We start from the raw sequence: 17,583 nt of genomic DNA on the forward strand, positions 1-17,583 counted from the left end.
TTCCGAAACAGTTCTTCATGATGTTTAAACTGCCCCTCATCCTGGCCTGCGCCATTTTTTCCGCCCACATGGCATGTGCCGCCGCAGCGGACAAATACAGCGTTATCCCTGAACCGGAAAAAACGGAGCTGCAGCACAACAGTACCAGAACCTTAAAACTTCTTTCCGACCAGGAGGCTCCGACCCTGGGAACGGACGCCTACCGGCTCACAGTCACCCCGCAGGGGGCGCACCTTGCTTCCGGAGGAAGGGAAGGCAGAATTTACGGGCTGGCAACCCTCCGCCAGCTCCGGGACCAGCTGGCGGGACAGCCGGAGGGCATCCCCTGCGGCGTCATCACGGACAAGCCGCGCTATCCGTGGCGCGGCCTCATGGTAGATCCCGCACGCTTTTTCATCCCCACGGCCGATCTGAAAAAATTTGTGGATATGATGGCCTACTACAAATTCAACAAGCTCCAGATCCACTTGACGGACGACCAGGGGTGGCGTCTTCCGGTGCCCGGCTACCCCAAACTCAAAAGCATCTCCTCCAAACGGAAAGAAAGCATGCGCAACGGAATCCCCCATGAAGGGATGTACACCAAACAGGAACTGAAAGAGCTGGTGGCGTACTGCGCAGCGCGCGGCATTGAGGTCATCCCTGAAATAGACGTGCCGGGGCACAACCAAGCCCTGGCGGCAGCCTACCCTGAATTCTTCTGCTTCCCGAACCCGGATACGAAAGTGAAGACCGATGAAGGCGTCACCCTCCACCTCATCTGCCCGCATAAACCGGAAGTCTGGAAATTTTATGCCGCTGTTTTCAAGGAACTCAAAGATATTTTCCCGTCCGGCATCGTCCATCTGGGCGGCGATGAAGCACCCCTGGAAAAAACCTGGGCCAAATGCCCCCTCAGCATCCAGTACCGGGAGCAAAAAGGCATGAAGGACGTCCACGAGGAATTGAAGGAATTCATCAAAAAAATGTCCTCCATGCTGGCTGTTCACGGCAAGCGCATCCAACTATGGTATGAAAAACCGTGGGCCAGGGCCAACATCTACAACAAAGGAGACACCGTCTTCACCTGGCGCATGGGACTGACACCGTCCACCATCACGGAGACGAAAAAGCAGGGGCTCTCCCTGATCATTGCTGCCGGGGAATACTGTTACCTGGACTATCCGCAACTTCCAGGGCAAAGCAACCGGGGATGGATGCCCACCACCACGCTGGAGCAAAGCTACAGGCTGGACCCCGCCTACGGCAGACCAGAAAAGGAAACAAACCATATCACCGGCGTTCAGGGCACCGTGTGGGGAGAACATCTCCCTACCCTGAACCACATTCTCTACCGCGCCTATCCGCGTGCCTGCGCCATTGCGGAAGCCGGCTGGTCACCGATGAACGTGCGCTCCTGGGAAAACTTCCGGCGCAAGCTGGCCGACCACCGTCAATTCATCCTCAAACGCTTCAATTATGATATGGAGCGCACCAAAGAAAACGAACCGCCTTTCAAATAATCCGCACTCTCTTTTCCCATGAGCAACATCAAATTTGCACGTCCGCACCGCCCTTCCGTAGAAGAACTGGCCCAGGGAGTACTGGCCGGAAACCGCGCCCTGCTGGGAAGGGCCATTACACTGATAGAAAGCAATGCCGTCCGGGACCAGGAATCTTCCCGCGCCCTCATCTCCAGGCTCCTTCCCCATTCGGGCAACGCCGTCCGCATCGGCATTACGGGCGTTCCGGGCGCCGGGAAATCCTCTTTCATTGAAGCCTTCGGCACTTACCTGTGCAAAAAAGGGTTCAAGGTGGCTGTGCTGGCTATTGACCCGTCTTCTTCAGTCTCCCGCGGTTCCATTATGGGAGACAAAACACGCATGGAGGAACTCTCCGGAGAGGAAAACGCCTTCATCCGCCCTTCCCCCTCCGGCGGCTCTTTGGGCGGCGTAGCCCGGAAAACGCGTGAAACCATGATTGCATGCGAAGCTGCGGGCTTTGACATTATTCTCATTGAAACCGTGGGAGTCGGCCAGTCGGAAACTACGGTGCGCTCCATGGTGGACATTTTCATGCTCCTGCTCATCACCGGAGCCGGGGACGATCTCCAGGGCATCAAGCGGGGCATCATGGAACTGGCGGATATCCTAGTAGTTACCAAAGATGACGGCGACAACCGCCAGCGCGCCGCAGCCCACTGCCAGGAACTGAAAATGGTACTCCACTACCTGCAAAGCCCCACTCCCGGCTGGACGCCCTCCGTCCTCACCTGTTCCTCCCTGGAGGGACGCGGCCTGGACACCATTGAAGAGACGCTCTTCCGCTTCCGGGACAGCATGAAGGAATCCGGATTCTGGTACAGCCGCCGCCGGAGCCAGTCCCTTTCATGGGTCCAGTCCCTGGTGCATGAAGCCCTGCTCACCGCTTTTGAACAGCACCCCGCCGTAGCGTCCCGCATGCCCATTCTGGAAAACATGGTGGCGGGGGACAAAATGGACCCCGTTTCCGCCGCACATGACCTGCTGAGCCACTTTACTTATCCCGCGCCCGGACATTAAAGAAATCTTCCAGAACCCTGGCGTAAACTTTCTTTTTAAACTCCGGCAGCCACTCCAGCTTAAATTCGGCTGGGGCTATCCACTTGTAATCGCAAAACTCCCGGTCATCCAGGACGGGTTCCGGAGCGTCCGCATGCAGCCAGCACAGGAAATACTCCTGCGCCTGCCCAACAAAAGGCTGCCGCCGCTTTTCACGAACATACTCCAGCACCTCCGGCGGATAATCGTAACGATACCCCTTCCGGGATTCCACAATATTATACTGGGACGGCAAAAACCCCACTTCCTCCCCAATCTCGCGCCGCACGGCTTCCAAAGCCGTTTCCCCCGGGTCAATTCCGCCCTGGGGAAACTGCCAGGCTCCTTTCTGCCCGGAACGCTCGCAAATCAACAATTTCCCGTCCTGCCGGACCATCATCCCCGCAACATTCGGACGATACAATCTTTCCATGCCCTGTTCATTAACATACCCTTTTCCGCATTTCCAGCCATGTTCCTTCCATAAACCCGTTGAAAACGGGCAAAAAAATCCTTTCACAGATTTCCCCCCCTACTTCAAGGCACTCCGAATATCAACCGCCTTCCACCAGAAGAATAAGCGGTATAAAAAAACGAAAAACTTCCCGTTTGCGGCGGGAATTCCGGCCAATCAGCTAAAAACTTTAGTAATCAGATATTAACATACTGCCATTTTTCGAACATTGTTCTTTATTGGCAAGTCTATTGTTCCTGCAAAGTAAAATATGGGAACCGGCCTTCCTTTTACTTTTCACGCGTTCCGTTAATAAAACTCCGATCATGAAAACAAAAATGAACTATTTGACAGCCACGCTTCTGGCAATATTTGCATGGGGCGGTACAGGCGTCGGTATGGCAAAACAATCCAAAAAGGCGCTAAGGCATCCCGTTGAAGACAACAAAAAATCTCCCGGAGTTTACGATGCGAATCAAAATGACCGTCAAGGCATTCAAGATGCGGAACAAAGCCCCGGGGACAAACCGGTTACGTGGAGCATTTCCCGTCCCAATGCCAAAAACGCGCTGTCTGAAGTCACAAAAGGAATTTACCAGATTCACGGCGGAGGTTTTCCGAACATAACTATTATTGAAGGACGGGAAGGCATCATGATCATTGCCCCTTTCGTCCCGAAGGAAACCATGGCCGAGAGTCTTGACCTCTATTACCGGAAGGCGGGAAAACGGCCAATCAAGGCTGTTGTAGATGCACATCCACATACCAACTATTTTGCCAGTACCAAAAGAACGGCATCCGGGCTGGACATAGACGGCATAGAAATGGAATTCATGGCGGTTCCCGGAATGGGGGCCTCTTCTGCCGCACTGATGTATTTTCCCCAATTCAAGGCGCTTTTTTATGGAGAGGACACGGCAAGCGCCATACATGATATCTGCACTCTGGGAGTATCCAAAATAAGGGATGCAAAAAACAGGTGGAAAGCCCTTGATCAAGCCATTCAGCGTTATGAAGACAAAATAGAGATTTTGTTCTCACAACACCATTGGCCCAGAATAGGAAAAGAAAATATCAAACGGTTCCTGGCCAGGGAATGCCGCAACTGCAAATACATGCATGACCGGATATTGAACCTGATTAGCAAAGGGTATTCCCCCGCAGAAATTGAGGGAATAATCAATCCGATTCCGGAAAGCGGCAGAATCAGGAATAGCCCTCCGGAAATCACCGGGCAAAAGGACTATCGTCAAGACGCCGGGACATTAAGGAACGTTATGTCTGCCCATCTAAAAAGAGGAAACATAAGGAATCTGGTAAGAAATATGTTGAAACAGTTCGGTTATCAAACGGAACCCGTATTCCGGAACGATGAACTTCTCGTCAATGCCGGAGAACCGGGAATCGGGCTGCTTAAAAACTCCCGCGAACTTACGTTGACGGACACTTTATATGCCCTGACTCCGGAACTGCTGTTCGACTATTTGGGCGTCAGCCTGAATAGTGAGAAATCCAAAGGGAAAAAACTGGCTTTCAACTGGATTGCCCAAAACGGAAGATCATACGGCTTCTGGATTGAAAACGAAGTGCTGATGTACCGCGAAGGAAAACTGGTCAAACATCCCGACGCAGTCATCACCGGAGACAGGCTCCACTTCGCCCTGGTCGCCATGCGGGCAATGCCCTTAAAGACAGCTCTGGACAAAGGCATGATTAAAATTGAAGGCAATACGGATAAATTCAGGGAATTGCTCGGATGCATGGATAAGTTCCATGGAAATTTCCATGCCATAACACCCTGATTCCATTACCTTTTTACGTACGTTTCAGGTTTTTCATCCGGAAACAGGAGTATTGGCATTTTCTATCAATATCATGAACTGTGCCAGTAAATATTATTCAAACAGTCATGTATTCCGGCGCAAGGGAGCAACTGAAAAAAGGGATGACATTTATCCATGAACAGACATGTTCTCCCCCGCAAACATTCAACGATTTTTCCTTCCCATACAGTAAGAGCTGATATTAAATAGAAAGCATGAAACGATTCTGCCTTCCTGTTTTAGCTCTATTTGTTTGTGCAGCCGCACCTCTTTCCGCCCAGTCCAAGAAAGGAGCCGCCGTCCCGTCCACGGATGACTACAACCAGAGCCAGTTCTGGATAGGCAATTTTCCGGAGGGGCAGTATGTGGTGCATCTCAGCCGGATTGTAGCGGTGGCGCAGCACAGGTATATTCTGGACAATGCCTGCATGGTGTATGAAGTAACGCTGATTACCCTGGGGAATACGCCCACCAAGTTTTATTATCTGGAAACGCTGGGTCAAAATTCCGGTATCAACGCCATCAAGAATGTGACTGACCGTGCGAAGGAGCTTGGGGCCGGCGCCGTCAACCGGGCAACGGGAGGCAGCATTGACCCGGATACAACCGTCGCAAAAGCTTACCCGAATACGAATACCGTGGAATTCCGTGTAGCTACCCTGGAGCAGCTCAACAAAATGTATGCTTCCCTTCTCAAGGCGTGGCAGGACGGAAAAGGGAGGACGTTCAGGCCCTGACGGCTTGAATCAGTGATTAGAGAACAGCGCCGGGCGGTCAGATTTCAATCCGCGGGCTGCAAGTACGGTTTTTACACTCATATCTCATCACTACTAAATGTATTTCCTCTCCATCATGTGGGCCTTCAAAGGGTCCGCAGAAAAGAGGTGGGTGAGGCCGATCGCCAGGGCGTCGGCGGCATCGGATTCCGGCGTTTCCCGGAGTTCCAAAAGAGCCCGCACCATGAAGGCGACCTGCGTTTTTTGAGCGGCCCCGCGCCCTACGACGGAGAGCTTCACGCTTTTGGGGGAATATTCCATAATACGCAGCCCGGCTTCCGCCGCGGCAATGACCACGGCCGCCTTGGCCGCACCCATCGTGATGGCCGTCTGATGAGACTGGACATAGATGATGCGCTCCACCGCCATTTCATCCGGGTTCCATTTGTCAATGAGATTGCCCAAATGCTGCTTGATGGCAAGCAGGCAGCCGGACTGGGACACGCTCCGGGGAATGGATAGCGTTCCATAGTCCAGGGCGCGCGCGCGCCGGTAATCCCCCTCCACCACGGCATAACCCGTGTTGCGGATGGCCGGGTCTATGGCAAGAATGCGCATGGGATGATCTTCATTCCATCAGAGAGAAACATCATGTTTTCCCCCCCCTCCTTAGCGCCTGCGGCGCTTGGGACCTGCGGGTTTGGGCTTGCGGACGGATTTGACGGGCTTGTCTTCCAACAGGGCGGTGTACGTGTAGTTGAACCCGTCCAGTTTTTTGCGTTCAATGGGTTTCCCAATGAAATTTTCCACAGCCGCAGCAAAATCCAGCTCATCCGCCGTCATGATCGTGAACGCATCCCCGGAAGCTTCCGCGCGGCCGGTACGGCCGATGCGGTGCACATAGTCTTCCGCGTTTTCCGGAACGCGGTAGTTGATGACGTGGGTCACACCGCTGATGTCAATGCCGCGCGCCGCCACATCCGTAGCCACCAGAATATCATATTTTCCGCTCTTGAATCCCTTAAGCGCCTCCATGCGTTCCTTCTGGGGAATGTCGGAGTGCATGACGGCCACCTCCCCGCGGTAGCCATGATGCTTGAGCATGCCGCATACCGCGTCCGCCTCCTTGCGGGTGCGGGTGAAAATCATGACGGAACGGAAGTCCGTCCCCTTGAGCAGGGCCAACAGCAGTTCATCCCGCTGGTCCAGAGCTACCGGATAAAAGGCATGGCTGATGGTGGCGGCCACTTCACGCCGGGCGATGGTAACTTCCGCAGGGTCCGTCAGGCACCATTTGGCAAATCCCGCGATGACCGGAGGCATGGTGGCGGAGAAGAAGAGGGTTTGCCTTCCTTCCCACGGACAAAGGTTGACGATTTTACGGACAATGGGCAGGAACCCCATGTCCAGCATTCGGTCCACTTCATCCAGAACCAGGGCCTTGACTTCTCCGAAGCGCATGGTGCAGCGGTAGAAGTGGTCCACCAGCCGGCCGGGAGTGGCCACAACGATGTCCGCCCCTTTTTTCAGGTCTTCCGTCTGCTTTCCGTACCCCACGCCGCCATACAGCAACGCTACTTTCAACCCGGTGAATTCACCGTATTCGGCAAAGGATTCCGCCACCTGGTCGGCCAGTTCCCTGGTGGGTTCCAGCACCAGTATCTGAGGTTTGCCGATGGGCTGAATCCTTGTCAGCAGCGGGAGGGCGAAAGCAGCGGTTTTCCCCGTCCCCGTCTGGGAGGCCCCAATGAGGTCCCTGCCTTCCAGAATGATGGGAATGGCCTGCTCCTGAATGGGGGTGGGATGTTCATAACCGCATTTCTCCACCGCCTTCAAGACGGGTTCCGATAAACCTAATTCTGAAAATAACATTGATCTTGTATGCTTGCTAAAGAGTAGAACACGATTCCGTACAGCGGCGCGGGAATCGCGGTCAGGAGATGAACGGATTGGTCAGCAGTTCGTTTTTCACGTTGGTATATGGACCGTGGCCCGGGAAAATCATGGTCGTGGCGGGCTGGTTGAGCACTTTCTTTTCAATGCCCTGTTTCAGCAGGCGCAGGTTTCCTCCCGGGAGATCCGTCCGCCCGATGGAGCCGGCAAAAATGACGTCACCTGTGAACATGATTCCTTCATCCGGCAAATCGTAAACAATGCTGTCCGGAGAATGGCCGGGCACCTGGTGGAGATGCCACAACAGGCCGCCCCAATTCGCCGTGTGAATGTCCGGAGTAAGTATTTCATCCACCACAAACGGCTGAACATTGAGGGGAAGTCCCCAGGCGTCGCGGGCCATTTTTTCCAGCGTCAGGCTTTCATTGTAAGGTTGCCCGGCATGAATGCGGCAGTCGAAAATCTGGCGCATGCGGCAGGCATCCTCCACATGGTCAAAATGCTGGTGGGTGATGAGAAGATCCGTGATGATGATATCGGGCTTTTTGGAATAGATCCAGTCCGCAAAGCCGGACGGAGCGTCCACCGCCACGTAAGCGTTATCCCTCGTCTTAAAGAGGTAACCATTACAGGAAGCAACTCCACCCGTATAAACGCGAATCCGATCCATGGGCAGGGATTGTAGTGAGATTGCCCGGAATATCCAGTATAAAGACGGTTCCCTTAAATAGCTTTCTGTCATCTTCCCCTGGAAAAGCCCCTCATATCAGTCTCCAAGGAATGGTGCATCCGGCATCCATCGGCACCACTTTCTGTCCATGTCCTTCATAAGCGTCCGGCACCAGCATTTCACGCCGCTGCAGACGGACCGTCCTGGCAGGCGGATTCAACCCGTACAAAGCGCAGGCATGACCGGAAACAAAGCCCTGCAACCGGTCCAGGGCCCCGTGTTCGTCAAACAGGGCCGCCAGACGAGGAAGAGCGATGGGGGCGGTAAACACGCCGGCGGCGCATCCGCACGCTTCCTTGGCATGGATGGGATGGGGGGCGGAGTCACTGCCGAACATGAGGCGGGGATGCCCGGAAAGGGCAGCCTGCAACAGGGCTTCCCGGTCTTCCGGCCTTTTGGCGATCGGCTTGCAGAACAGATGCGGCCTCAGCATGCCACCGGCCACATCGTCCAAAGTAATGAGAAGATGCTGGAGGGTTACCGTGGCGGCCAGGTTTTCAAATTCGTCCAGCAGCTGCACGGCGGCGGCCGTGGTAATATGTTCCATGCAGATAGTCAGCCGGGGGAAGCGCGTAGCCAAATCACGGTAAACATCCAGGAATTCGGCCTCCCGGTCCATCACGAAGCCGTGGCTTTCGCCATGCACCAGCAAAGGAATATCCATTTCCTGCATGATGGACAGGGTAGCTTCCGCATCCTTCATGGCCTTCACGCCGCCCTCGCTGTTCGTGGTGGCTCCTGCCGGGTACAGCTTGATGCCGAACACCAGTTCCTTGAGCCGGGACAATTCCTTTTCTGAATAGGAGCGAAAAAATGCCGTCATGTACGGCTGGAATACATCGTCTCCGCAAGCGTCCAGCACCCGCTGCCGGTAAGCCTGCACCGCACCCGCATCAGCCACCGGAGGCACCAGGTTGGGCATGATGACCGCCCCGGCAAAAGAGGCGGAACTTAACGGAGCGACCAGCTTCATCATATCGCCGTCCCTCAGGTGAAGATGCATGTCCAGCGGGGAGTGCAGTTCCAGAATCATGCCGACATCATGAGGGAAGATTGCGCCTAAATCAAGCACGCTCCCCCGCCCTGCAGGAAAGCAATTCTCCAACGGGCAGGGAAAACGGGCATTTTCCCGCAAACCGGAAGGGATGCGGTACTCTTTGCTGCTGTTGCGACAAGGCAAAATCGCCGGGAAACGAATCGTAAAAGCAAATTCTGTCCCAATGCCTCAGAAAAACGCTGTTCTCCCGAACGGCTTTCTTGAAACAGCAGACGGAATGCAGGAACAGTAAAAGTCCGAATGAAAAAAAGCCGCCCGGAGGCGGCTGTTTTTCCTGAACAAGGTGGCGAAGCGGACGGGGCTCGAACCCGCGACCTCCAGCGTGACAGGCTGGCGCTCTAACCGAACTGAGCTACCGCTCCATAACCTTGGATGCCGTCCCTGCCTTGCGGCGGGGACGTGGAGGCTTATACACGCCTTTATACCCCGGTGACAAGAAAAAAAGACTTTTTTTGCAACTTCTGCAACCGTCGGCGGTTTGTACGGTGAAGAAACCGTAACTTTTCAGTTACCCGATTTATTTCAATACAGCAATAACTTCTCAACTTTATTTGTTTTAGTTTGACAACAATTAACCGGTTTTGACATAACACCCCCATGCTTCAGACTGCCGCGGATATCACAGCCTCCGTTCACAAATTCGAGACGATCCTTCACCAGTTCAAAAGGGATAACCTGAATGAGGTGGACCAGAGCCATTACCAGAAAATCATGGGGCTTTCCGTCCGGCAGATGAACGCCCTGGGTGCCCTGAACCACCTGATGACCAACCGCCAGGAAGGCATTCCCCTGAAAGAGCTTGCCCATTATCTCCGCATGAGCATTCCCTCCACCTCCCTGCTGGTGGACAGCATGGTGAAGAAAGGCCTGTTCGACCGCAAGGAGAATCCCCGCGACAGGCGTTCCCTGTGCATCCGCCTTTCCGAGGAAGGCGAATCCAGGTTCCAGATGCTTTTCAACGGCATGAAGGAAAAACTGGATACCCTGTTCAGCACTCTGTCGCAAGAGGACAAGGAGAATTTCTGCCGTATTGTGGATACCCTTTACAACCACGTTTACAGTAAATAATACCATATGAAAAAACACACGCATCATCGGAAGGCGCCCCTCCGCCTGCTGGCCGGTTCCGGCCTGCTTTTTTCCCTGTTTGTTCCGGGTTATTCCCAAGGAACGCCGGGAGGGGCTGCAGCCAAACCCAGTACCGTACTCGTCCAGAAAGCCGCCGCTATTGACAGCGCGGTGAACAAGAAGTACATCGGCCAGGTGGAAGCCATTGACCGGGTGACTGTGCAGCCCCGCGTCTCCGGCAACATCGTAGCCACCCGTTTCCGGGAAGGAAAGGTCGTGAAGAAGGGGGATCTCCTGTTCGAAATTGAGGATACGCGCTACAGGGCGGCTGTGGAGGAAGCGGTAGCCAAAAAGGCCCAGCTTGAAGCCAAACTGCTTTACGCAAAAAATAGTTTTGAACGCTATAACAGGTTGCTGGCCTCCAAATCCGTCTCCATGGACACGGTGGAAAACGCCAAGAGCACCATGCATGCCCTGGAAGCGGAAATCCAGTCCGCAAACGCCGCCATTACGGTAGCGAAGGACGATCTTAACTATACCAGGCTCACGGCTCCCATCACGGGCCGCACAGGCCGCGTCACCTTTTCCACGGGCAATTACATCACCCCCACCTCCGGTTCCCTGGTGACCATTACAGGCATCGATGAAGTGTACGTGAAGTTCCCTATCAGCGAACGCGATTTCCTTTCCCTGTTCGGTACCCAGGAAAATATGAAGAAAGACGCCCTTGTGTCCGTCAACCTCGCCAACGGCAAGGCATACGACCAGCCGGGCAGGATTTTCATGACGGACAATACCGTCCAGACGACCACGGACACCCTGAATGTCTGGGCAAAATTCCCCAATCCGGAAGACGTGCTGACGCCCGGCGGCGTAGTCACGGTTAATCTTTCCAAGAAAAACGTGGACCGCTTCCCGGCTGCCAACATTTCCTCCGTGATGCACGATGCCTACAAGAGCTACGTTTACATCGTCAACGACCAGGGCGTCGTGGAACGCCGGGACGTTACGCTGGGCAACACGGTCAATAATGAACAGTGTTTCAGTTCCGGCGTTAAGGAAGGGGAAGTCGTCATCATCGACGGCATGCACAAGGTGCGTCCCGGCGCCAAGGTGAATCCGGTATATTCCGTTCAAAACTGAGCTACCCATGATTGCGGACCTGTTTATCAAACGCCCCAAATTCGCCATCGTCATCGCCATCCTGATGATGCTGGCTGGCGGCATCTGCCTGAACCAGCTCCCCATTGCGGAGTATCCGGAAATCGCGCCCACCAGCATCAACGTGCAGGCCACCTATACGGGTGCCAGCGCCCAGGTAGTGATGGAAACGCTGGCCTCCCCCATTGAGGAAGAACTCAACGGGTTGGAAAACCTGCTCTATTTCTCCTCCAAGTCAGATAACACCGGCGGGTATTCCCTGTCCCTGACGTTCAAGAGCGGCACGAATTCGGACATCAACATGGTGAACGTTCAGAACGCCTTGAAACGGGTGGAATACAAACTTCCCAAGGAGGTGACGGACCAGGGCATCAAGATCAAGAAACGCTCCTCTGACATCCTGGGATTCTTCGCTTTCCGGTCCACCAGCATGAGTTCCCTGGAGCTGAACAACTTCGTCAAGACCAGGGTGAAGGATGAGGTTGCCCGCGTACCGGGAATCTCTGCCGTCAACCTGATGCCGGAAAAGAATTACAGCATGCGCATCTGGCTGGACGCCCTGCGCATGTCCGCCCTGAATATCACGCCGGATGACGTTTCCAATGCCATCAAGGCGCAGAACGTTCAGGCCGCGGCCGGCTCCATCGGCTCGGAAGGGGAAAACAACTTCATCCAATACAAGGTGAACGTCACCGGACGACTGCAGACCGTGGAGGAATTCAGCAAGATTATCGTCCGCACGGGCCAGGATGGCCACGTTACCCGGCTGGACGACATTGCCCGCATTGAGCTGGGCGCGGAAACCTACACGGGCAGCAGCCGCAACAACGGGGAAGACTCCGTGAACATGGCTGTGTACCGCCTGGATGACGCCAATGCCCTGGAAGCCATGAACGGCGTGAAAGACACGCTGGAGAAGCTGGAAAAACGTTTTCCGGAAGGTGTGAGCTACGTCGTGAGCTACGACCCCACGCAATACATTTCCGCCACCATGGCGGAAATCGTGGAAACGCTTGTCATCGCCCTGATTCTGGTGGTGGGCATCACGTACCTGTTCCTGCAGGACTGGCGTGCCACGCTCATTCCGGCGCTCGCCATTCCCGTCTCCCTGATAGGCACCTTCGCCATCCTGCTGCCCCTGGGCTTTTCCATCAATGTGCTGACCATGTTCGGCCTTATTCTAGTAATCGGGTCCCTGGTGGACGACGGCATCATCGTAGTGGAAAATACGATGCGCATTCTGGAGACGGAGGATCTCTCGCCGGAAGAAGCCACCAGGAAGAGCATGCACCAGATTACAGGCGCCATCATCGCCACCACGCTGGTGACGGTCGCCATTTACGTGCCCATCGCCTTCTTCGGCGGCATGGTAGGGAACATTTACATGCAATTCTCCGTAACCATGTGCGTGGCCCTCTGCCTTTCCGCCATCAATTCCCTGACGCTCAGCCCCGCGCTGTGCGTTCTGCTGCTGAAAAGGAAGCAAAAGAAACAGAGCAGGTTCAGCCTCTTCCGCCCCTTCAATGTCTCTCTGGAATGGGCGCGCAAAAGCTATATCAAATGCGCCGGCATCATGGTGCGCCGCGCGTGGCTTACGCTGATTCTGCTGGCCGCTGTCCTGGTCGGCAACTGGAAACTGTTTGAGACCGTACCCAAATCCTTCCTTCCTCCGGAAGACAAGGGCACCGTTTTCTGTGATATCCAGCTGGCCCCTGGCGCCACGCTGGGCCGTACGGAACAGGCCATGCGCAGTGCGGAACAGAAGCTGATGAGCATCCCCGGCGTGCGCCAGGTTTCCTCCACTTCCGGATTCAGCTTCATGGGCGGCAACGGGGAAAACCTGGGCATGTGCATCGCCCAGCTTGACCCCTGGGACAAACGCAAGACGCCGGAGCTTTCCCTGGATTCCATCATGCAGAAAGCTTCCATCCTGTGTGATGAAATTCCGGCGGCCAAGGCCACCGTGTTCAGCCCGCCCGCCATCATGGGGCTGGGCCTGACGGGCGGCGTCTCCTTCATGCTCCAGGCCAGCGGGGAGGAAACTCCCAAGGACCTGGAACGAGTGACCAACGACCTGCTGGACAAAATCAACAAACTGCCGGGAACCATGTACGCCCGCAGCGCGTATGAGGCGAACACCCCCCAGCTTTTCCTGAACATCGACCGTGAAAAGGCGCAGAGCATGCACGTGCCCGTCAGCCGCATCTTCACGACGCTTCAAAGCAAGCTGGCCTCCATGTACATCAATGATTTCAACCTGATCGGCTACACGTTCAAGGTGAAGATGCAGTCCGCGGCAGAGGACCGCACCACCATCAATGACATCATGAACACCTACATTCAGAACGATCAGGGCCAGATGGTGCCTCTCAGCTCCGTAGCCACCCTGTCTTACATGGTGGGGCCGCGGCAAATATCCCGTTTCAACCAGCTCATGTCCGCAGAAGTGACCGCCCAGGCAAAACCCGGCGTCAGCAGCGGCGAGCTGATGAACCAGATTGAGGCTATTCCGCTGCCGGAAAATTACTCCATCACCTGGACGGACATGAGCTATCAGGAACGGCAGAACGATGGGAAAATCGTCCTGCTGATGGGTATGGCCCTGCTCTTCGGCTACCTGTTCCTGGTGGCGCAATATGAAAGCTGGACGGTTCCCATTTCCGTCATTGTCTCCGTCTCCGTCGCCCTGTTGGGCGCTTTGCTCGGCCTGATTATCTGCAACACGCCCCTGAGCATTTACGCTCAGCTCGGCCTGGTGATGCTGGTGGGCCTGGCCGGGAAAAACGCTATTCTGATGGTGGAGTTCTCCAAAATGGAGCGGGAGCGCGGCGTTCCCATCCAGGAAGCCGCCCTGGAAGGAGCCCGGCAGCGCTTCCGCGCCGTGATGATGACGGCCATTTCCTTCATCATCGGGGTATTCCCCATGGTCATCGCCTCCGGAGCGGGCGCGGCAAGCCGCAAAGCCATTGGCATCTCCACCTTCTACGGCATGATTCTCGCAACAGTAGTGGGCATTCTGTTCATTCCGGCCCTGTACGCCATGTTCCAGCGTTACCGCGAATGGGTGAAAGGCCTGTTTGCCAGAAAGGCGGAATAAATGTAAAGGAAGACTGCTCCATGAAGGACGGGGCGGCCTTGGCCGCCCCGTCTTTTTCTTTTTTATGCTTCAGCGCCTCCCGCGGAGTTACGGACAAGAGCGGCTATTTGACCTGCTCGTACAAATACAGGTCAAAATCTTCAAAATGTTCCTTCAGGACGGCACGCTCCAGCCGGTTCTCAAACGGAGGAAGAAAAGTATCCGCCGGATATTCCCCCTTTACTTTGGAAACCCACATGCGGGACATGGCCGGCATCATCAGGGAAAAAATCTCCGCACCCCCGATCACCATGATTTCCGGGTCCATCAATTCCAGACATTCCAACTCCCCTGCGGAATGAACCACCTGAACGCCTTCCGCCGTCCACGCCGGGTCACGGGTCAGCACGATGTTCTGCCTGCCGGGAAGAGGCCTGCCTATGCTCTCATACGTTTTCCGGCCCATCAGCACGGGGTGCCCCGTCGTAATGCGCTTGAACGTCTTGAGGTCGTCCGGCAAATGCCAGGGGAGCGCCCCCCGGTAACCAATGCCGCGGTCGGGAGCCATGGCGACCACTCCTGTATAAGTAACGGGTTGTGACATGATGGATTAAGGGATGAATGTTCTAAACGGAGATGGGAGCCTTGATGTGCGGCAGGGGATCATACCCCACGAGCTCAAAATCTTCATAATGGAATCCGTCAATGGTTTTTACCTCCGGATTGAGCTTCATGACCGGGAGAGGACGGGGCGTGCGGGAGAGTTGTTCCCTCGCCTGGTCCAGATGGTTCCGGTACAGGTGCAGATCTCCGAACGTATGGATGAATTCCCGGGCTTCATACCCGCATACCTGGGCGGTCATAAGCAACAGCAGCGCATAGGAAGCAATGTTGAAGGGAACCCCCAGAAAAAGATCCGCGCTGCGCTGGTAAAGCTGGAGGGAAAGGCCGTGCTTTTTTTCTCCCGGCTGGGCGGGAATCACGCAAAACTGGAACAGGGAATGGCACGGAGGGAGGGCCATGTCATCCACCAGGGCCACATTCCACGCACTGACGATGTGCCTCCGAGACCATGGATTGTGTTTCAGGCCGTCAACCAGTCTGGCAATCTGGTCAATGGGTTTGCCGTCGTTTCCCGGCCAGCAGCGCCACTGCGCGCCGTACACGGGCCCCAGATCCCCGTTTTCGTCGGCCCATTCATCCCAGATGCTGACGCCGTTGTCTTTCAAAAACTTGATATTGGTCTCTCCTTTCAGGAACCAGAGCAGCTCATAAATGATGGAGCGTAAATGAAGCTTCTTGGTGGTAAGGCATGGAAAACCGTCGCGCAAATCATACCTGCTCTGCCGCCCGAACACGCCGATAGTGCCCGTTCCGGTACGGTCCTCCCGCCCCGCTCCATTGCTCAGGACATCCTCCAAAAGTGCCAAATACTGCTTCATTCCCTTAAATTACGCTTTTCTAATCCCTGGACCCGTGATAATACGAGCATGCGTCACCTTAGTATCATCTCCTGCTCCAAAAGCCAGCCTTTTCACTTCTCCCCGCCGTTTTCATCCCCCGCATCTTTTCCGGTTTTCCGTTCCATGATCATTCCTGAAGAGCCATATTTGGGATTTGCCGCCTTTTGCCACATTGCAGGCGCCTTCTGCCTGATTCCGGCCCTGCTCCATACGCGCACGCCTCAGGGAACAATCGCGTGGCTCATTTCCCTGCTGGCATTTCCATATATTGCCGTCCCCTTTTACCTGATCCTGGGACGCCGGAGATTCAGCGGATATGTGGAAACGCGCCGCCGCCAGACGGACCCCGAATCCGCATGGGGGGAACTGACGGATAAAATTACAAACTGCATGGTTCCGTATGCCGTACAGTCATCCGACACGGCGGGAAAAATCATGCACACGCTTTCCAATATCGTGCGGCTGCCCGTCTGCCGCGGCAATTCCTGCCGCCTGCTTATTGACGCGGCCAACGCTTTCCCGCGCATCTACGACGCCATCAAGAACGCAGAGCATTACATCCTGATTGAATTCTTCATCATCAAAAACGACTCCGTGGGGCAGAACCTGAAGGACCTGCTGATTGAACGGGCCAAGGCCGGCATCCGCATTTACATGCTGTATGATGAAATCGGCTCCCACAAGCTCCCCCCCGGTTACATTTCCGCCCTGCGGAAAGCAGGAGTGAACATTGAACCTTTCAACGGGAAGCGCCATTTCCTGAGCAACATCCTGCGGCTGAACTTCCGCAACCACCGGAAACTGGTGGTGGTGGACGGTTCCACCGCCTTCATCGGAGGCATGAATATAGGCAGGGAATACCTGGGCAAGGGAGCTCTGGGCTACTGGCGCGACACGTTTGTCCAGCTTGAAGGCCCCTCCGTCCAGCAAACGCAAATCAGCTTTCTGGAAGACTGGAACTGGGCCATGCTGAAATGCGGCCCCTCCTCCCTTCCCCGCCTCCGCTGGGAAATCACGCCCCAGCCGGAGGATGAAACCCTGCTCATCCTGCCCTCCGGCCCCGCAGACGTCATTCCCGCCTGGAAAACCGCGCTCATCGCCCTGGCGAACAGCGCCACCCGGCGGCTCTGGATATCCACCCCCTACTTCGTCCCGGACGAGGGAGTCATGGCCGCCCTGCAGGCGGCGGCCCTGCGGAACGTGGATGTGCGCATCCTGCGTCCGGAGCGGGCAGACCATATTCTGGTGAAACTGTCCTCCTTTACTTTCCTTCGGGACCTGGACACATACGGCATCCAGCTCTGGGCCTATCAAAAGGGGTTCCTGCATCAGAAAGTAGTTCTGATGGACGATGACATAGCCACCGTGGGAACCGCCAATCTGGACAACCGTTCCCTGGCCCTGAACTTTGAAATCACCGCCGTTATCCATTCCCCCTCCGCCTGCGCGGAGGTAAAAGCCATGCTGGAGCAGGATTTTTCCTCCTCCAAGAGGGAATCCCTGGCGGATTACAACAATAAATCCCTGGGCTTCAAAATGCTCTGCAACCTGGCGCGACTGACGGCCCCCGTCCAGTAGTTCTTC

15 protein-coding genes and 1 tRNA gene are annotated in these 17,583 nt (G+C 55.3%); 8 read left to right on the forward strand and 8 right to left on the reverse strand.

Going from position 1 to position 17,583, the window contains the following annotated elements; translation table 11 throughout:
• The first annotated feature begins 17 nt into the window (after nucleotides 1-17).
• The gene (locus AMUC_RS10765) at nucleotides 18-1,502 is read left to right on the forward strand and encodes a beta-N-acetylhexosaminidase (RefSeq protein ID WP_233420549.1); all 1,485 of its coding nucleotides are present in this window, start codon (nucleotides 18-20) and stop codon (nucleotides 1,500-1,502) included.
• An 18-nt stretch (nucleotides 1,503-1,520) separates the two neighbouring features.
• Nucleotides 1,521-2,540 carry a methylmalonyl Co-A mutase-associated GTPase MeaB gene (meaB, locus tag AMUC_RS10770; protein WP_012421044.1) on the forward strand — a complete coding sequence of 340 codons (1,020 nt, stop codon included), beginning with the start codon at nucleotides 1,521-1,523 and terminating at the stop codon, nucleotides 2,538-2,540.
• On the opposite strand, the gene AMUC_RS10775 is transcribed toward meaB, so the two are convergent.
• Nucleotides 2,515-2,991 carry an NUDIX domain-containing protein gene (locus AMUC_RS10775; protein WP_012421045.1) on the reverse strand — a complete coding sequence of 159 codons (477 nt, stop codon included), beginning with the start codon at nucleotides 2,989-2,991 and terminating at the stop codon, nucleotides 2,515-2,517. The two genes, meaB and AMUC_RS10775, sit on opposite strands and share 26 nt — an antisense overlap.
• A gap of 347 nt (nucleotides 2,992-3,338) precedes the next feature.
• Here AMUC_RS10775 and AMUC_RS10780 point away from each other — a divergent pair, with 347 nt between their 5' ends.
• Nucleotides 3,339-4,814, forward strand: a complete 1,476-nt coding sequence (locus tag AMUC_RS10780; protein WP_012421046.1) for an alkyl sulfatase C-terminal domain-containing protein — start codon at nucleotides 3,339-3,341, stop codon at nucleotides 4,812-4,814.
• 236 nt (nucleotides 4,815-5,050) lie between these two features.
• On the forward strand, nucleotides 5,051-5,572 hold the full coding sequence (locus AMUC_RS10785; protein ID WP_012421047.1) for a hypothetical protein: 522 nt from the start codon (nucleotides 5,051-5,053) through the stop codon (nucleotides 5,570-5,572).
• A gap of 93 nt (nucleotides 5,573-5,665) precedes the next feature.
• Here AMUC_RS10785 and ruvC read toward each other — a convergent pair whose 3' ends face one another.
• From ruvC to AMUC_RS10815, 5 genes are all read right to left on the reverse strand, one after another.
• Entirely contained in the window at nucleotides 5,666-6,169 is a 504-nt protein-coding gene (gene ruvC / locus AMUC_RS10790; protein ID WP_012421048.1) for a crossover junction endodeoxyribonuclease RuvC, read from the reverse strand.
• 51 nt (nucleotides 6,170-6,220) lie between these two features.
• Complete coding sequence (locus AMUC_RS10795; protein ID WP_012421049.1) at nucleotides 6,221-7,423, reverse strand: DEAD/DEAH box helicase; 1,203 nt, start codon at nucleotides 7,421-7,423, stop codon at nucleotides 6,221-6,223.
• Between the two features lie 61 nt (nucleotides 7,424-7,484).
• A complete protein-coding gene (locus tag AMUC_RS12205; RefSeq protein ID WP_012421050.1) occupies nucleotides 7,485-8,114 on the reverse strand; it encodes an MBL fold metallo-hydrolase in 630 nt (209 codons plus the stop codon).
• 91 nt (nucleotides 8,115-8,205) lie between these two features.
• On the reverse strand, nucleotides 8,206-9,207 hold the full coding sequence (pyrC, locus tag AMUC_RS10805; RefSeq protein WP_012421051.1) for a dihydroorotase: 1,002 nt from the start codon (nucleotides 9,205-9,207) through the stop codon (nucleotides 8,206-8,208).
• 308 nt (nucleotides 9,208-9,515) lie between these two features.
• Nucleotides 9,516-9,593, reverse strand: a tRNA-Asp gene (locus AMUC_RS10815).
• A 235-nt stretch (nucleotides 9,594-9,828) separates the two neighbouring features.
• Between AMUC_RS10815 and AMUC_RS10820 the strand changes: the two genes are divergently transcribed.
• Genes AMUC_RS10820 through AMUC_RS10830 form a run of 3 tightly spaced genes read left to right on the forward strand, consistent with a single transcriptional unit; the run spans nucleotide 9,829 to nucleotide 14,557 of the window.
• Complete coding sequence (locus tag AMUC_RS10820; protein WP_012421052.1) at nucleotides 9,829-10,299, forward strand: MarR family winged helix-turn-helix transcriptional regulator; 471 nt, start codon at nucleotides 9,829-9,831, stop codon at nucleotides 10,297-10,299.
• 6 nt (nucleotides 10,300-10,305) lie between these two features.
• Entirely contained in the window at nucleotides 10,306-11,442 is a 1,137-nt protein-coding gene (locus tag AMUC_RS10825; RefSeq protein WP_012421053.1) for an efflux RND transporter periplasmic adaptor subunit, read from the forward strand.
• A 7-nt stretch (nucleotides 11,443-11,449) separates the two neighbouring features.
• Nucleotides 11,450-14,557 (forward strand): efflux RND transporter permease subunit, encoded by a 3,108-nt coding sequence (locus AMUC_RS10830; RefSeq protein WP_012421054.1) that lies wholly within the window; start codon nucleotides 11,450-11,452, stop codon nucleotides 14,555-14,557.
• Between the two features lie 103 nt (nucleotides 14,558-14,660).
• Here the strand turns inward: AMUC_RS10830 and AMUC_RS10835 are convergent, their stop codons facing one another.
• On the reverse strand, nucleotides 14,661-15,140 hold the full coding sequence (locus AMUC_RS10835; protein ID WP_012421055.1) for a dihydrofolate reductase: 480 nt from the start codon (nucleotides 15,138-15,140) through the stop codon (nucleotides 14,661-14,663).
• A 22-nt stretch (nucleotides 15,141-15,162) separates the two neighbouring features.
• On the reverse strand, nucleotides 15,163-15,978 hold the full coding sequence (locus AMUC_RS10840) for a thymidylate synthase (protein WP_012421056.1): 816 nt from the start codon (nucleotides 15,976-15,978) through the stop codon (nucleotides 15,163-15,165).
• A 144-nt stretch (nucleotides 15,979-16,122) separates the two neighbouring features.
• Here AMUC_RS10840 and cls point away from each other — a divergent pair, with 144 nt between their 5' ends.
• Complete coding sequence (cls, locus tag AMUC_RS10845) at nucleotides 16,123-17,577, forward strand: cardiolipin synthase (protein WP_012421057.1); 1,455 nt, start codon at nucleotides 16,123-16,125, stop codon at nucleotides 17,575-17,577.
• Nucleotides 17,578-17,583: the final 6 nt, after the last annotated feature.

The sequence above is a fragment of the Akkermansia muciniphila ATCC BAA-835 genome, assembly GCF_000020225.1.
In the GTDB taxonomy this organism is placed as follows: domain Bacteria; phylum Verrucomicrobiota; class Verrucomicrobiia; order Verrucomicrobiales; family Akkermansiaceae; genus Akkermansia; species Akkermansia muciniphila.

Excerpts from the sequence above, each read along its gene's own strand:
- AMUC_RS10765 (WP_233420549.1), top strand. The coding sequence starts at position 18 with ATGATGTTTAAACTGCCCCTCATCCTGGCCTGCGCCATTTTTTCCGCC.
- meaB (WP_012421044.1), top strand. The coding sequence starts at position 1,521 with ATGAGCAACATCAAATTTGCACGTCCGCACCGCCCTTCCGTAGAAGAA.
- AMUC_RS10775 (WP_012421045.1), bottom strand. The coding sequence starts at position 2,991 with ATGGAAAGATTGTATCGTCCGAATGTTGCGGGGATGATGGTCCGGCAG.
- AMUC_RS10780 (WP_012421046.1), top strand. The coding sequence starts at position 3,339 with ATGAAAACAAAAATGAACTATTTGACAGCCACGCTTCTGGCAATATTT.
- AMUC_RS10785 (WP_012421047.1), top strand. The coding sequence starts at position 5,051 with ATGAAACGATTCTGCCTTCCTGTTTTAGCTCTATTTGTTTGTGCAGCC.
- ruvC (WP_012421048.1), bottom strand. The coding sequence starts at position 6,169 with ATGCGCATTCTTGCCATAGACCCGGCCATCCGCAACACGGGTTATGCC.
- AMUC_RS10795 (WP_012421049.1), bottom strand. The coding sequence starts at position 7,423 with ATGTTATTTTCAGAATTAGGTTTATCGGAACCCGTCTTGAAGGCGGTG.
- AMUC_RS12205 (WP_012421050.1), bottom strand. The coding sequence starts at position 8,114 with ATGGATCGGATTCGCGTTTATACGGGTGGAGTTGCTTCCTGTAATGGT.
- pyrC (WP_012421051.1), bottom strand. The coding sequence starts at position 9,207 with ATGATTCTGGAACTGCACTCCCCGCTGGACATGCATCTTCACCTGAGG.
- AMUC_RS10820 (WP_012421052.1), top strand. The coding sequence starts at position 9,829 with ATGCTTCAGACTGCCGCGGATATCACAGCCTCCGTTCACAAATTCGAG.
- AMUC_RS10825 (WP_012421053.1), top strand. The coding sequence starts at position 10,306 with ATGAAAAAACACACGCATCATCGGAAGGCGCCCCTCCGCCTGCTGGCC.
- AMUC_RS10830 (WP_012421054.1), top strand. The coding sequence starts at position 11,450 with ATGATTGCGGACCTGTTTATCAAACGCCCCAAATTCGCCATCGTCATC.
- AMUC_RS10835 (WP_012421055.1), bottom strand. The coding sequence starts at position 15,140 with ATGTCACAACCCGTTACTTATACAGGAGTGGTCGCCATGGCTCCCGAC.
- AMUC_RS10840 (WP_012421056.1), bottom strand. The coding sequence starts at position 15,978 with ATGAAGCAGTATTTGGCACTTTTGGAGGATGTCCTGAGCAATGGAGCG.
- cls (WP_012421057.1), top strand. The coding sequence starts at position 16,123 with ATGATCATTCCTGAAGAGCCATATTTGGGATTTGCCGCCTTTTGCCAC.